Annotated in this window: 10 protein-coding genes; 7 read left to right on the plus strand and 3 right to left on the minus strand. The window is 46.8% G+C overall.

Annotated features, from left to right (window positions below; translation table 11 throughout):
* Window positions 1-526 precede the first annotated feature (526 nt).
* From ACYQ2M_RS11800 to ACYQ2M_RS11820, 5 genes are all read left to right on the plus strand, one after another.
* On the plus strand, window positions 527-1,780 hold the full coding sequence (locus ACYQ2M_RS11800; protein WP_459916548.1) for a cytidylate kinase-like family protein: 1,254 nt from the start codon (window positions 527-529) through the stop codon (window positions 1,778-1,780).
* A 29-nt stretch (window positions 1,781-1,809) separates the two neighbouring features.
* On the plus strand, window positions 1,810-2,238 hold the full coding sequence (locus tag ACYQ2M_RS11805; protein WP_459916549.1) for a response regulator: 429 nt from the start codon (window positions 1,810-1,812) through the stop codon (window positions 2,236-2,238).
* A 127-nt stretch (window positions 2,239-2,365) separates the two neighbouring features.
* A complete protein-coding gene (locus ACYQ2M_RS11810; RefSeq protein WP_459916550.1) occupies window positions 2,366-3,838 on the plus strand; it encodes an SLC13 family permease in 1,473 nt (490 codons plus the stop codon).
* 265 nt (window positions 3,839-4,103) lie between these two features.
* On the plus strand, window positions 4,104-5,483 hold the full coding sequence (locus ACYQ2M_RS11815) for an NAD(P)/FAD-dependent oxidoreductase (protein ID WP_459916551.1): 1,380 nt from the start codon (window positions 4,104-4,106) through the stop codon (window positions 5,481-5,483).
* 150 nt (window positions 5,484-5,633) lie between these two features.
* Window positions 5,634-7,505 carry a GNAT family N-acetyltransferase gene (locus ACYQ2M_RS11820; RefSeq protein ID WP_459916552.1) on the plus strand — a complete coding sequence of 624 codons (1,872 nt, stop codon included), beginning with the start codon at window positions 5,634-5,636 and terminating at the stop codon, window positions 7,503-7,505.
* A 43-nt stretch (window positions 7,506-7,548) separates the two neighbouring features.
* Here ACYQ2M_RS11820 and ACYQ2M_RS11825 read toward each other — a convergent pair whose 3' ends face one another.
* The 3 genes from ACYQ2M_RS11825 to ACYQ2M_RS11835 all read right to left on the minus strand — a co-directional run bounded on the left by ACYQ2M_RS11825 (window position 7,549) and on the right by ACYQ2M_RS11835 (window position 12,300).
* The gene (locus tag ACYQ2M_RS11825; protein WP_459916553.1) at window positions 7,549-9,315 is read right to left on the minus strand and encodes an acetate--CoA ligase; all 1,767 of its coding nucleotides are present in this window, start codon (window positions 9,313-9,315) and stop codon (window positions 7,549-7,551) included.
* Between the two features lie 538 nt (window positions 9,316-9,853).
* Window positions 9,854-11,665, minus strand: coding sequence for an acyl-CoA dehydrogenase (locus tag ACYQ2M_RS11830; RefSeq protein ID WP_459916554.1), 1,812 nt, complete (start codon window positions 11,663-11,665; stop codon window positions 9,854-9,856).
* Between the two features lie 2 nt (window positions 11,666-11,667).
* Complete coding sequence (locus ACYQ2M_RS11835) at window positions 11,668-12,300, minus strand: TetR/AcrR family transcriptional regulator (RefSeq protein WP_459916555.1); 633 nt, start codon at window positions 12,298-12,300, stop codon at window positions 11,668-11,670.
* Between the two features lie 448 nt (window positions 12,301-12,748).
* Between ACYQ2M_RS11835 and ACYQ2M_RS11840 the strand changes: the two genes are divergently transcribed.
* Both ACYQ2M_RS11840 and ACYQ2M_RS11845 read left to right on the plus strand, forming a co-directional pair.
* On the plus strand, window positions 12,749-13,711 hold the full coding sequence (locus ACYQ2M_RS11840) for a tRNA dihydrouridine synthase (RefSeq protein ID WP_459916556.1): 963 nt from the start codon (window positions 12,749-12,751) through the stop codon (window positions 13,709-13,711).
* A 609-nt stretch (window positions 13,712-14,320) separates the two neighbouring features.
* On the plus strand, window positions 14,321-15,280 hold the full coding sequence (locus tag ACYQ2M_RS11845) for an SPFH domain-containing protein (protein ID WP_459916557.1): 960 nt from the start codon (window positions 14,321-14,323) through the stop codon (window positions 15,278-15,280).
* Window positions 15,281-15,282: the final 2 nt, after the last annotated feature.

A 15,282-nucleotide genomic window follows, 5' to 3' on the forward strand; every position in this document is an offset into this window, starting at 1 on the left:
AGTTACACATCAGAGAATTCGATTAAAAGCCATAATTTGAATTGCTGGCCCCTGCCTGTTGCATTTATCCATTGAACCAAAGAACGTTTAATGGTTTCCCAAAATAAGCTTGCTCATAACGCAAAGCTGCTCCCACCGCAAAGAAACCCTGTGACCACGCCTCCCAAATCCATTGCCACGATAATCCCCCCCATTTTGCCGGATGTCTTTTTTGTGTTTCATAAAGACTCAATATCTTCCATCTAAAATGATTTATTTTGTTTCAAAATGATCTAGGGTTTATTTGTGTGTATTTACTAGTATCCGGTTTTATTGATAATGTTTGTCTTGGCACGCCTATTGCTGTACATATGAATAACCCAGGCAGCAAGCATACGAGATAAAAGCTGGCCTGTGAAAAACGAGAACAGAAAGATCTTTTAATATAAACATGTATGGCAGCAACCCCCTGCCACAACGAAAAATGAAACTCCCCTGATTTTGCTCTGTTGGACGGGGTTTCATAAAAAACATTAAGGAGGATATCATGGCGATTATCTCAATAACTGGCGCATTGTTTACCCATTCTGATCAGACCGTTGCAGAGCTTTCATCGGCATTGGGATACACGGTGATTACAGATCAGAAAATCATGGAAGAAACAGCCCTTAATCAGGGCATAAATCCCGATAATATTCAAAAGGTTGTGGATTCCAAACAGATTCCCTTTAATGATTTCACCCATGAAAAAGAAAAGATTATTGCTGGCTTGAAAAAGACCATGGCACAACATGTTCTTGGGGGAAATGTCATTTTCCAGGGGATACTTGGTCACCTTGTCCCCAAATGGGCCACCCATGTCCTTCGGGTTCTCATTGTAACAGACAAGGAAACACGTATTCAAAACGGGATTTCTATTTTGAATCAATCGGAAAAAGAAGTTACCAACATCGTTAATCAGGCAGATAAACATGCCATCCTCTGGGTAAACAGCATCACCGGAAAAAAAGCATGGGATGAGTCTTTGTATGACATTGTGGCCCCTTCGGATAAACTCACTGTTTTTGATACCGTTGCCTTGATCAGTGAGCATCATGACACTTTGTCCACCATGTCCGATGAACTGGTTAAAAAAGAGGCCCAAGACTTTATGCTGGCAGCAGAGGTGGAAGTGGCCCTTGCCACCACCGGCGGTGGACTCATGGTGTATGCAGACGATGGTAATGTGGTGGTGACCATCGATAAAAACGTGCTGCTGCTGTCTAAATTCAAGCAGAAGATCACAAATATAGCTGAAAAGGTGTCCGGTGTGAAATCCGTGGAGACCAAGATCGGTAAAAATTACTATAAATCCGACAGCATTCGTAATTTTGAATTTGAGACGCCCCTGCATGTTTTGCTGGTGGATGATGAAAAAGAGTTTGTGCAAACCCTTTCCCAGCGACTCCAGATTCGTCAGATCAACAGTGATGTGGTGTACAGCGGTGAAGATGCGCTGGAGACCGTTCATCGCGATGGTGCAGAGGTCATGGTACTTGACCTTAAAATGCCCGGCATTGATGGATTCCAGGTGCTTCGGGAAATCAAGAAATCCAAGCCCGACATTGAGGTGATTATCCTCACCGGTCATGGTACCGAAAAAGATAAGGAAACCTGCATGGAACTGGGTGCATTTGCCTATCTCCAGAAACCTGCTGACATTGATCTGCTGGCCGAAACCATGAAACAGGCCTATGAAAAAATAAATCTTAAAAAAGAATTGGCCGGTGGTGATGCCGGTGAGGACAGTACAACAAAATAATAATTCACTATTAGAAATGGGGAAACAAAATGAAAATTAAAGTATTGATCGTGGACGATGAAATTGATTTCGCTAAAACCCTGGCCCAGCGGCTGGAATTGAGAGATTTTTCCGTAACCCCTGTTTTTTCCGGTAAAGCAGCCTTGGAAATTGTGGAAGAAATTGATTTTGATGTGGTGGTTCTGGATGTGCAGATGCCTGAGATTGACGGCCTTGAGATTCTTAAAAAAGTTCGCAAAGTGCTTCCTCTCACCGAAGTGATCATGCTCACCGGCCAGGCCACTGTGGACAACGCCATCAAAGGGATGAAGCTCGGGGCCTTTGATTTTCTGTTAAAACCTGCGGATACCGATCTGCTCGAAGAGAAAATTAAAGAGGCCCACGGTATAAAAATGCGCCACGAGGATCGTATTCGAAAGGCGGAAATTGACAATATAATCAAACAGCGGGGATGGTGATCCTTAGCGTTAAAAGGTAGTCCTTGACGTATTAATTAAACACGACACTATAGGTGTACGACTTGTCTTAACCATTTGAATTTTCATCCATTGCAAATGTGAAAGAAATATATCGGGAGATAACAAATTGACAACACAAACCTTGGCCCAGAGTGGCTCAAAAATTGACTGGAAACGACTTTTTTTTCTGATCCTGGGGCTGGTCCTATTCTTTGGGGTGAATTTCAGTCCAGCCTGGCCCGATGCGGTGGACCCCACAGGTAAACATTTTCTCCTTGCACCCCAGGCCAAGGGAGCCCTTGCGGTTTTCCTTCTGGCGGGTATCTGGTGGGTCTTTGAAGTGGTGCCCATTGGGGTCACCAGTCTGACCATTGGTGTGTTACAGGTGCTTTTTATGGTCCGTCCGGCAAACAAGGCCTTTAAAGATTTCATGGACCCATCGGTGCTCTTTATTTTTGCTTCCCTGGTTATCGGTATGGTTTTTACCAAGACCGGATTGACAAAACGCCTGGCCTATAAAATGCTCTCCATTGTGGGGGAAAAAACATCCATGATTTATCTCGGATGTTTTGTGGTGACGGCGGCCCTGACCCACATCATGGCCCACACAGCTGTGGCGGCCACCATGTATCCACTGCTGCTCACCATCTATCACATGTATGCCGATGATGATACCCCCACAAGGTTTGGTAAGGGGCTTTTCATAGGTATGGCCTATGTGGCGGGTGCTGGCTCCATTATAACCCTGCTGGGTGCCGCCCGGGGCGCCGTGGCCCTGGGTTTTTATAAGGATATCGTGGGAAGGGAAATTTCCTTTTTTGATCTGAGTTTTTTCATGTTTCCCATTGGCTGGATCATGGTGTTTGTCCTGTGGGGATTTTTCATGATCTTTTTCAAACCGGAAAAGAAAAGCATTCCCGGATTGAAAGAAAAAGCGGTGCGCCTGAGCTCAGAGATGGGTCCCCTGACGAAAAATGAAATTTTGGCAGCGATTATTATTTTTTCCTGCATTGCCGTTATGTCCCTTCGTTCCTTTGTGCCCATGCTGAAACCTGTTGATAAAACGGCTATTATTCTTATTTCAACCATTTTGTTCTTTGTCCTTGGTATTCTTGATTTAAAAGACCTTGAATCCATTCCCTGGAATATTATTCTCCTCTTTGGCGGTGCCATGAGCATCGGGTTCTGTCTCTGGGAAACCGGTGCTGCAGAATGGCTGGCCATCAACTGGCTGACCATGTTTCAGAATTCCCACTGGTTTGTCTTTGTCATGAGCATCGCCTTTTTTGTCATGATAATGACCAACTTTATCATGAACGTTGCCGCCATTGCCATATCACTGCCCGTGGCTCTGGTTATTGCCCCCTATCTTGGTGTTTCCCCGGAGGTGATTGTGTTTGCATCTCTGGTTACGGCGGGCATGCCCTTTCTGCTCTTGGTGGGGGCGGCGCCCAATGCCATCGCCTATGATTCCAAACAGTTCACCACTGGTGAGTTCTTTAAATACGGTATTCCGGCAAGTATTATTCTTATGATCCTGGTGGGGATTTCCGTGGCTGTTATCTGGCCGCTTATGGGTATGCCCATTCTGGTTCATTGATGGACGATTAAAATTTTGTTTAATTGCGACCTTGCCCCCGTGGCAGGGTCGTTTTTTTTTAAAATACATTGCATTACCATGGTACAGTCCGGGCTGAGTTTGTTTTAATCTGTTTGACATTTACTTCAAAGGGTGTATAAATGAAAGGTTTGCAATTAGAATAATAAGGGGCCGGTGACAACAATGAACTCCCAAGTGGGGACTATGTGATCAAGCCTCCAAATGGTTTTAATGTGGTAAGATGAATTAAACCTTGGAATTTAAAATGAAATATGATGTTATTATTGTAGGGGGCGGGCCAGCGGGCCTCTTTGCTGCTTATTATCTCATGGAGCATGCCAACTTGAAGGTATTGATGATTGAGAAGGGCAAGGCACCCCTGTCCCGACAATGTCCTAATCACACCCTTCAAAAGTGTGTGGGATGCACCCCGTGCAATATTCTCTCCGGCGTCGGGGGCGCAGGTCTTTATTCAGACGGAAAACTAAATTTTATTCCCCGCCTGGGTAAAACAGATCTTACCCAGTTCATGTCCCAGAGAGCCGCCCAGGAACTCATTGACGAAACGGAAACCATATTCACCCGTTTTGGCATGGATGGCCCGGTGTTTCCCACCAACATGGAAGCGGCCCGGGAGATTCGAAAGGATGCCAAACGATTTGGGATTGATCTGCTGCTCATCAAACAAAAACACCTGGGAAGTGATAATCTGCCCCGGTACATTGCTGACATGGCAGAATATATTGAGAAAAAGGGGTTGATCATACATACCTCGGAAACCGTGATTGATGTGGGGGTTGACAAGGGGCGGGTGAACCGGGTCATCACGGACAAGGCGGAATATCTCACCGACAACGTCATCCTGGCCCCCGGCCGCATCGGAGCCAACTGGGTGGGAAATCTTGCCCAGAAGCACGGTATTGACCTTTCCCAGCGGGGTATTGAAGTGGGGGTACGGGTGGAGGTACACAACGACATCATGGATGACCTTTGCAATATCATTTACGATCCCACCTTTTTTATCCAGACCACCACCTATGATGATCAGACCAGAACCTTCTGCACCAATCAGGGGGGATTTATCTCCCTGGAGAATTACAAGGATTTTGTCTGTGTCAACGGCCATGCCTACACCAACCGAAAATCCAGCAATACCAATTTTGCCTTTCTTTCCAAAGTGGTGCTCACCGAACCGGTGACGGACAACCAGGCCTATGGCGAATCCATTGGTCGACTGGCCACCATCATCGGGGGAGGAAAACCCATTCTCCAGCGGTTTGGGGATCTTAAAAGGGGAAGGCGTTCCACCTGGAATCGTGTAAAAAAGGGCTATATTGAGCCTACCATGACCAATGTGGTATGCGGGGACATTGCCATGGCTCTTCCCGAGCGGATTTTATCCAATCTCATTGAGGGGCTTGAAACCCTTAATCTGGTGGTTCCCGGGGTGTCCAATGATGAAACCCTTCTCTATGCCCCGGAGATTAAGTTTTTTGCCACCCAGATAGAGACCGATAATCATCTGGAAACCGCCATAAAGGGAATTTTTGTGGCTGGTGATGGTCCGGGTGTGGCGGGAAACATCGTGTCTGCGGCAGCCACCGGACTTATTCCGGCCAGAAAAATTATTCAGGGATCTGTTTGATTCCTGAATGATATCAGCTTTGTATTTTAAAATACGTCCGGATATTAAAGGGCGTGAAGAATATTATTTGGTGATCAAACCTGTTCTTTTAGATTAAGTAAGAAACCCGGCCTTGAATAATGAACTGTTACAGGGCCCATGGAGAAAATTATGGATGTCATGGCATATTGTCCTGAAAAAGTATTTACACCGGAAAATGCAGTCAGGCATATTAACAATGGAAGCAGGGTGTTTATCGGCACCGGATGTGGTGAACCCCAGCAATTGATTAAAGCCATGGTGGATGACCAGCGGATTCAGGATATCGTGGTGTATCAGATGCTTTCGTCTTCATTTGCCAAACATATGGATGACGAGGGTTTTTTAAACCGCTTCAGTCTTAAATTGTTTTTTATCAGCGTATCCATGCGTCAGGCGGCCTTTGAAGGAAAAATTGATTATATTCCAGTGTATCTTTCCCAGATCCCCCAGATTTTTTATTCCCAGGAAATCGGGTTGGATGTAGCGCTTATCCAGGTGAGTCCTCCGGACCGGTTCGGCTTTTGCAGCCTTGGTATATCCGTTGATATCACCCTTGCTGGCATGCAGAGTGCAAGGACGGTGATTGCCCAGATAAATCCGGACATGCCCCGAACCTGGGGTGACAGTCTGGTCCATGTGGATGAGATTGATTTTCTGGTGCTGCACCAGGAACCGGTGGTGGAAATGCCTCCCCAGGTGAAAAACAATAATGTGGTGGAGCGCATCGGCCATTATATTAATCAGCTGGTGGATGACGGGGCCACCATCCAGGTGGGATTCGGGCATTTGCCCAATGCCGTGGTTTCTTTTCTGGACAATAAAAAGGATCTGGGGCTCCATACCCAGGTGATCACCGACGGGTTGCTTCCCCTTTTTCAGAAAAAGGTGATCACCAACCGCAACAAGTCCTACCTGCCGGGACGGGCAGTTGCTTCCCTTTGCATGGGATCAAAGGAGCTTTACGACTATGTACATGATAATCCCATGTTTTATTTCAGGTCCTCAGAATTTGTCAATGATCCCAATGTGATTGCGAAAAATGATAATTTTATTTCCATCAGCTCGGCCCTGGAGATGGATCTCACCGGACAGATATGTACCGATTCCAAGGGGTATCTTTTTTACAGCGGTATTGGAGATCAGGTGGATTTTATCCGGGGAAGTGCACTGAGCAAGGGCGGGTTTTCCATCATTGTAATTCCTTCCACGGCCCAGAATGGAAAGGTTTCCCGCATTGTTCCCCATCTAAGTGAGGGGGCCGGTGTGGCCACCACCCGGGGGGATATTGACATTGTGGTCACGGAATACGGCATTGCGGAACTGCGAAGAAAAAGTATCTACCAGCGGGTCATGGAGCTTGCCCAGGTGGCCCATCCACGGTTTCGTCAGCAACTTATTGAAGAGGCAAAGAAAAGGCGGTATATCTTCCCCGATCAATTGCCCCCCACCAGTCAGGATCTTCTTTTTCTGGACGACTATCATTATTCCATGTCCCTGCCCATGGGGAAAAACATCAGCTTCAGACCGCTTCTGCCGTCGGATGAATTTGAATCCCGGCATTTTTTCTATTCCCTCCAGGAAAACACCATTTACTATCGTTTCTTCCACAAGCGCAAGGTGTTTTCACGGAAAATGCTCCAGGGACAGTGGGCCAGTGTGGATTATCGCAGAAACATGTCCATCATCGGGTTTCGCCAGCTTGGCAAAAGAAAACAGATTATCGCCATCGGTTCCTATGCTGAGGTGGACAGGGAAACCGCAGAGGTGGCCTTTCTGGTCAAGGAAGAGATCCATGGTCTGGGGATTGGTTCAAAACTTCTGGATATCCTGGAGAACATTGCCAAGGAGAATCAGTATAAACGGTTCACCGCCACTGTGCTTGCAGAAAACAGGAAAATGATCCATGTGTTCCGCAATCGTTATCCCCATGCAAAGATCAGTCGCACCGGAGGTAGTGAAGTGGAGATTGAAATGCCCTTTGACCCTGAAGCTGAATTCTGAAAGCAGAAACGCCCCCTGATGCAGGGGGCGTGATATACCAATTTTATTTTTTCTTGGAACTCAGTTCCGGGAAATCCCAGTAGAAAAATTCGTTGCTTGCGGGACCTTCACCCTTTTCTTTGCGGGCAACTTCATTTTCCCTCAGCTCAATACGTCTTATTTTACCACTGATGGTTTTGGGAACCTCTGTAACAAATTCAATTATTCTGGGAATCTTGAATTTGGCAAGGATGTCAATGGTATGCTGGAAAATTTCCAGGGCCAGTTCCCTTGAAGGTTCAAACCCCTTGTTTAGAATTACATAGGCCTTGACCAGCTGATGACGTTTGGGGTCAGGGGAGCCAATGACTGCGGCTTCACCAACAGAGGGATGTTCCACAAGGGCGCTTTCCACCTCAAAGGGACCCACCCGGAAATCAGAAGATTTGATGACATCGTCGGCACGGCCCACAAACCACCAATATCCGTCGGTGTCAATGGATGCCCGGTCTCCGGTGTAATAGTAATTATCCACAAACACCGATGCCATTTTTTCGGGACTTCCGATGTATTCGGTGAACAGGCCGATGGCGCGCCATTTGTCAAGTTTGACAACAATGTGGCCAGGCTCATCCGGAACGGTGATCTCTTTTCCTTCATCGTCAACCAGGGCCACATCGTACATGAATGAGGGGTATCCAAAGGAGCCGGATTTCATTTTGCCTTTCATCCATGGGGGATTGCCGATCATGGCGGTGGATTCCGTCTGGCCGTAGAAATCACGGATCTCGGTGCCCGTGGCTTTTTTCCACTGGGTGATAACCTCGGGATTCAGGGGCTCGCCTGCACCAATAGATTGACGCAGGGAAGACAGATCGTATTTGGACATGTCCATGTTGATGAACATTCGCCAGGCGGTGGGGGGCGCACAGAATATGCTGACCTTATGTTTTTCAATGGCTTCAAGATAGAGTTTTCCATCCAAAACGGTGAAGTTAAAACCTGCAACGGTGGCACCCACGTTCAGGGGACCGAAAAAGCTGCTCCAGGCCCATTTTGCCCAGCCGGGGGCACTTAGGTTGTGGTGAACGTCCGTGGGCTGGATGCCGGTGAGAACAGAGGTTGAAAGATGTCCCAATGGATAAGATGTGGCGGTGTGTCCCACGCGTTTGGGCAGCCCCGTGGTACCGGAGGTGAAAAAGCAGAAGATGACGTCGTCTGATTTTGTTTTGGCAGCTTCTGCGGTTTCCGGCTGTTTTTCAAGTTCGGAATAGCTTACCCATCCGTCTTTGTTACCCAGTACGATTTTTATCTTAGGGGTGCTGCCGGTTTCTTTAAGGGCTTCATCCATGAGATCTGTGAATTGCTCGGCGCATACGATGCAATCCGGTGCATAGGACTCAAAGCGATACTGCAACTCTCGCATGGTCATGCTGGTGGCGGTGGGGACATTGACAAGCCCTCCCTTGACGCAGGCATAAGTCGCAAACCAGGTTTCGGGAACAATGGGGTTCATCATGTACATATTATCCCCTTTTTTGATACCCGCACCGCGCAGTGCATTGAGGCACTGGTTTGATTTGGCAGCAAATTGGGAATAGGTAAAAGATGCCTCTTCCTTGGTTGCGATATCCGTCCACAGCAGGGCCGTGTGGTCGCCACGCTCTTTTACATGGAAACCTTCAAAAATTTCTTCAGCCCAGTTGAAGTATTCAGGAAGTTCCATGAAGTTTAATTTCTCAAAGAATGCCTTTGCAGTAGCTTCTTTGTTATTATCGTCTTCCATCATGTTGATTTCCATGACTTCTTTATACAGATTTTCCATGGCCATATGTTCTCTCCTTGGGATACCGGTTGCGACAGCGTGTCGTTACTAATGAATATTGCCTGTGATTATCTTTTATTGGAGCCAGTTAACGGAAGATGACCGTCACCTGTTTTATCTGTTTTTAAATTTCAGATATGCAGATTCAGCAACGTAATTATGTGGGGGAAAATGACAAATCAACATCAAGTCCCAGCCTAATGCGCATGATTAGAAAAAATATAAAAATTTTACGGAGATAAGAATTATTTTTGCTTTCCTAACGAGCGCTCAGTCTATCCATGATTATGATGTATAATTGAATATTCTTTATTTTGTCAAAGACTTTTTTTGGCTTGATGCATTTATAAAGTAAATATGATTTATAAACTGAACATTATTTAAAATAAAGGCGGGGGATTGTATTTGTTGTGGAGATTGTTTTGAGAGGCTTTTTATTTAAATACAAACTGTTATTGGACTATGGCCGGATTTTAGATCTTAACAAAGATAGTCAAGCCCTCCCCTTTACAGCGGGGAGGGTAGAGGGGATAATATGGGAGGATTAGCCGATGAAAGCCTCTTCGGGAATTTCCATGACCGGTGTGTAATTGGTGGTCAGGCCATTCATTTTGCCAAGTGTGGTGGGAATATGGCAGGTGATGAAATAATCGGCGGTGGCCACCTGGCCCTGGTAATAGGCCACATCTTTTTTCTTGGCCTTTTCAATTTTGGGGGCAGCCACCACGGCTCGCCACAGATGAAACCATGCCATGACCACATCGCCTGTGACATCCAGGAAGGGGTGGGCAGCTGCAAAGGCATTGAGTACCTGTTCCGACATGGCAGCCATACCCATGTGCATGGCCACTTCGCCCAGGCGATTTACGGCAATTTCACATTTTTTCGCCATGGGCACAAGGGAGTCGATTTCCTTGGCCGCTGCGATGGTTTTATTCATTTCACCCAGAAGATCCATAAAGGGCCTGCCCTTGTTCATACCAAGTTTTCTGCCCAGGAGATCCATGGCCTGGATGCCGTTGGTACCTTCGTAAATGCTGGTGATTTTGCAGTCCCGTAGCAGTTGTTCCTGGGGATATTCCCGGATATATCCATACCCGCCATACACTTGGATGCCCTGGGCGCAGACTTCAAAGGATCTGTCCGTGCAATAGGCTTTAAGAATGGGGGTTAAAAGCTCAATAAGTCCTTTATAACGGGCCTTTTTCTTTTCATCTTCTGCCAGGTTTACCTTGTCAAAGAGCAGCCCGGTGTAGTAGAGCAGGGTGCGCATGCCCTCCACATAGGCCTTCATGTTGATGAGCTGTCTTCTGACATCGGGGTGTTTGATGATGGACACGGACTGGGGTTCCTTATCAAACATTTTTAAAAGATCCGTTCCCTGGACCCGTTCTTTGGCATAGTTTACGGCGTTGATATAGGATGCCGTGGCAAAGCCGAATCCCTGCATACCAGTACCCAGTCGAGCCTCATTCATCATGACGAACATGGCCTTCATGCCCTTGTTTTCTTCCCCGAGAAGTTCGCCAATGCAGGGGCCTTTGGCGCCAAAGGACAGGGAGGCAGTGGTGTTACCATGGATGCCCATTTTCTTTTCAATGCCGGTGCATTCCACGTTGTTGGATTCCCCGGGGGTGCCGTCTTCATTTACCTTGTACTTGGGCACCAGAAACAGAGAGATTCCCTTGGTGCCGGCAGGAGCTCCTTCAATGCGGGCCAGTACAGGATGAACGATGTTGTCCACCATATCCTGGTCTCCGCCCGAGATAAATATTTTATTGCCGGTGATGGAAAAGGTACCGTCGTCATTTCTGACAGCTGTTGTGGTTAAAGCGCCCACATCGGAACCGGCTTCGGGTTCAGTCAGGCACATGGTTCCGCCCCATTTGCCTGTGTAAAGGTTGGCAAGATAGGTTTTTTTCTGGGCCTCGGTGCCGAATTCTTCCACAAGTTTGCCAGCCCCATGGGTGAGTCCCGGGTACATCATAAAAGCGCAGTTGGCACCGGTGAACATTTCCCCTGCTGCCATGGCAAGAACCTTGGGCATGCCCTGTCCGCCATATTCGGGGTCATCGCACATGGCCACCCATTCACCTTCACAAAAAAGTTTGTAGGGTTTGTGAAAGGATTTCGGTACATGGACCTGCCCGTCTTTGAGGATACAACCGATTTCATCCCCATCTGTCTGGGTGGGAAGGATCTCTTTAATGGCCAGGTTTCGGGCTTCGGTGATGACCATATCAATGGTTTTTTTGTTGAAATCTTCAAATCGCTCATGTTTGGAAAGATCTGCAACATTGAGCATTTCATGAATTACAAAGTCCTGGTCCCGTCTGTCCGCGATGTGTTGTGCCATGATTAATTCTCCTGTGGGGTTTTGTTGCCGGCAACGCCGTTCAAAAATATATTAAAAATCAATTCAAGTCTTTTGTGGTGGCTTTCTTCATCATCCGCTTCAAATAGGGACGACCAGGACACGGAATGGGCAATGTCCGTGAATAAAAGGGCCATCTCCCGTGGGGGATAGGATTTGAACTCACCGTTATTCCCTTGCTCAAATGTTTTTTGAAACAGAGATACCATTTTGTCATTCATCCGGTTGACCTTTTCATTGAGCTTGGGAAGCAGGACCGAATCAATGGTGCTGCGCTCGGATATATAAATGCGGATGAATTCATTGTTTGTGCGGTAAAATTTTGATTTGGCAAACAGAAACTGTTTCAGTTTTTCAGTGGGGGAAAGGTCGGGTTTGATGCTGATTTCATAGAGAATATCCCCCAGTTTATGAACCCGTTCCATGACAAGCTCATGATAAATCTGTTTTTTGCTGGAGAAATATTTATATATGGTTCCAAGGGGATATTGGGCGGCTTCACTGATCTGGGCCATGGTGGTACCATGGAAGCCCTGGGCGGCAAATATGGAAAGAGCCGCCTCCATGATTTCCCGTTGTCTTCTTAAATCATCCCGTTCTTTTCTTGAAATATCCATTGCATACTCTCCATTATTATTTCAATGTTAGAATTCATATTCTATTTTTTGGTTTGAATTGTCAAGGGATTTTATTTGGTCACCGGGAAGTAGCGTTTTATTTTAGTTGGCTTGGTCAGTGAAGTACCTGGCCAGACAATGAAAAGATTGCCCTGCCATGGGCTCAGTCTTGTATTATTGGCAAGGCTGGGATAAAAAACAAAAAAACTATTGAGCATAATCGAAATTTGATGGCAATCAAAAGGGGATGGAATTAGAATCAGATTTGATAAAATATAATCTGAAAAGTAAATATTCGGCTTGTTCTTATGACTGTTTTGACAGTGCCCCATATTCGCCTGTTTGGGGCTGTGTAGCATGCGAATGCTATGTAAAGCAGAGCAAAACAGGTGAATATGGGGTGCTGGCCGAATATTTACCTTTGAAGGTTAAAAATAAAAGGAAGAACATGAACGTAAAATTAATACTGGCTCCGTTACAGGGGTATACCGATGCGGTTTTTAGAGAAATTTATACCAATCATTTTTCAGGCTTGGACGAAGCCCTGGCCCCCTTTGTTTCCACCATGGGGGAGCAGCGTCTCAAACCTGCCCGCATCAAAGATCTTTTACCTGAAAACAACCCCAATCTCCCGGTGGTTCCCCAGATTCTGGGCAATGTGGCAGCAGATTTTATTTTCATGGCCCGACACCTCACCCACTATGGATACGATACCATGAACTGGAACATGGGGTGCCCCCATTCCAAGATTGCTAAAAAGAAACGGGGTTCAGGCATGCTGCCCTGGCCGGATATGGTGGATGCCCTTCTTTATGATGTTTTTTCCTCCGGGGTGTGCAAGCTGTCGGTGAAGGTGAGACTGGGAAGAAAGGATAAGGATGAAATTTTTAAGCTCCTGCCGGTGTTTGAAAAATATCCCCTGGAAGAGATCATTGTTCACCCCAGAACCGGGATACAGATGTACGAGGGGGATGCCGATATTGATGCCTTTGAACGGGTGAGCCATCACACTGACCACTGCCTTGTGTATAACGGAGATATCACCTCCCGGGATAAATTCCAGAAAATTCAAGATCGTTTCCCAAGGATACACAAATTCATGATCGGCCGGGGAGTACTGGCGGATCCTTTTCTGCCCGCTAGAATCAAGGGGCTTTCCTGGGATCACCATCGAGAGGTTGACATCATCAAAGCCTTCCACGACGAGCTGTTTTACACCTATTCGGATAAGTTTTTTGGCCCTGTGCATGTGACAGGCCGCATGAAGGGATTCTGGGCCTATGTCGGCCCCTCATTTAAAAACAGTCGAAAGCCCCTGAAAAAACTCTTGAAGGCCCGGGACAGGGAGGCATACAAACTGGCGGCAGATGCCTATTTTGCCTCGTGTCCAAAGTATTGCCCCCAATATTGAATTTTTGGGCTTGGTCATAACACGGGCCACCCGTCACAATTGATGGGCCAACGGGGGCAGGTTTGTGTTATTGTGATTTTATCAAACACCTGGGTTTAAAAGTAAAATGAAACAAAAGAGCCAATAATGCAAGTCTGACCCCATCCCGAAGTGGCCCACGTTGTGATCAAGCCTCGCTTTGTACTCTTGGGCCTTTTCTGTCACTAACTGAAAATTAAAAAAACTTTTGACCCATTGTGCTGTTTGGGTTATTGTCTTATTAAAGATATTATAATAACGCGTTTATCCTTTCTGCCACGTTGTCCCACTCGTTTCCAGCATTCTTCATTTTAGTTTTTTTCTAGCGCCCATGGGCCATCAGTGTCAGAGTTGTAATGCATGCCCCTGTCTTTTTCTGCGCAAGGGACATGGGTTTTATCAGGGTCGAATCATAAAGATAAAAAAATCACAAGGATGCCGCCAGGGCAAACTTGACCTCCTGCCTTTCTTTTGAGTCAAATTGAGAAGTAATGAACTGTCCGCTGCTGTGATCAATTACCCGATTACCATATTTTCCGGGATGGTCTGTGGCGACAACAGATATGCTAACCCTTTTGCAAAGGAGTCACCATGACGGATAAACAGGCTGTCCCCATTTTTCTCCAACGGGCACGGGTGGGGATTTTTGTTCGCAGGTTCATGTTTTTATTCTTTGTTTTTGCAACCCTTTACAGCCTGGTGGCCATCATTTACTCCACCCGGGTGATCTACAAGGTAAAACTCAATTATGCCATGGTCATCGAGCAGTTAGACGGCACAAGAAAAGCGGTGACCCAGGTGGGATGGCATGCCAGGCTGCCCTTTTTCACCCGCATAGAACAGGATGTGCCCCTGATGAACCAGAGCCTTTACCTTGGTGCCAGCATGGAGCCCATGCGCATTATTTCCAAGGAAAATGTGGCCCTGTGGACCTCGGCGGTGCTCACCTACCGCATCAATAACTTGAAAACCTGGGCCATTGAAAATCTTTCTCCCCGGGATCTGCTCCAAGGGGATTTTGACGGCATTGTCAAGGATATTCTCCAGGCCCAGAAGGTCAACAGCCTCATTAGTGACCGGGAACAGATAAAAGAGAAAATCTTCAATGCGTTGAAATCTCGCCCCATCAATGAAAAAGGCCCCACCCTGGAAGAAAAATACGGCATGGAGGTGGTCAGTTTTGTGCTCCGGGAAACCAGGTTTGGGGACAAGCTGGTGGAGGCCACGGAAGAGAAAAAGAGAAGGGAACTCATTGCCGAGGCGGCCAATTATGCTGCGGACCAGGAGGCTGATCGTATTCGTAAACTGTACAAAGCCTATCTGGACAGCATCAGTTCGCTCCAAAATGCCCTGGGGGGCAAAGGGCAGGGTATCAGCACGGATCTGCTGCAGTTTTTAACCCAGCAGAAGTGGGCCACGGCCTATGCAAACCAGACCGGTCAAAAAACCTTTGTAATCCATGACAGTCGGGTTTCTCCCGGCCTGACTCTGCCTTCAGAGGCGGGTTCATCCCTTCCGGTGGAAGCTGTCAATCCATCGGATAAACAATAGGA

The sequence above is a fragment of the Desulfocicer niacini genome (assembly GCF_054657595.1).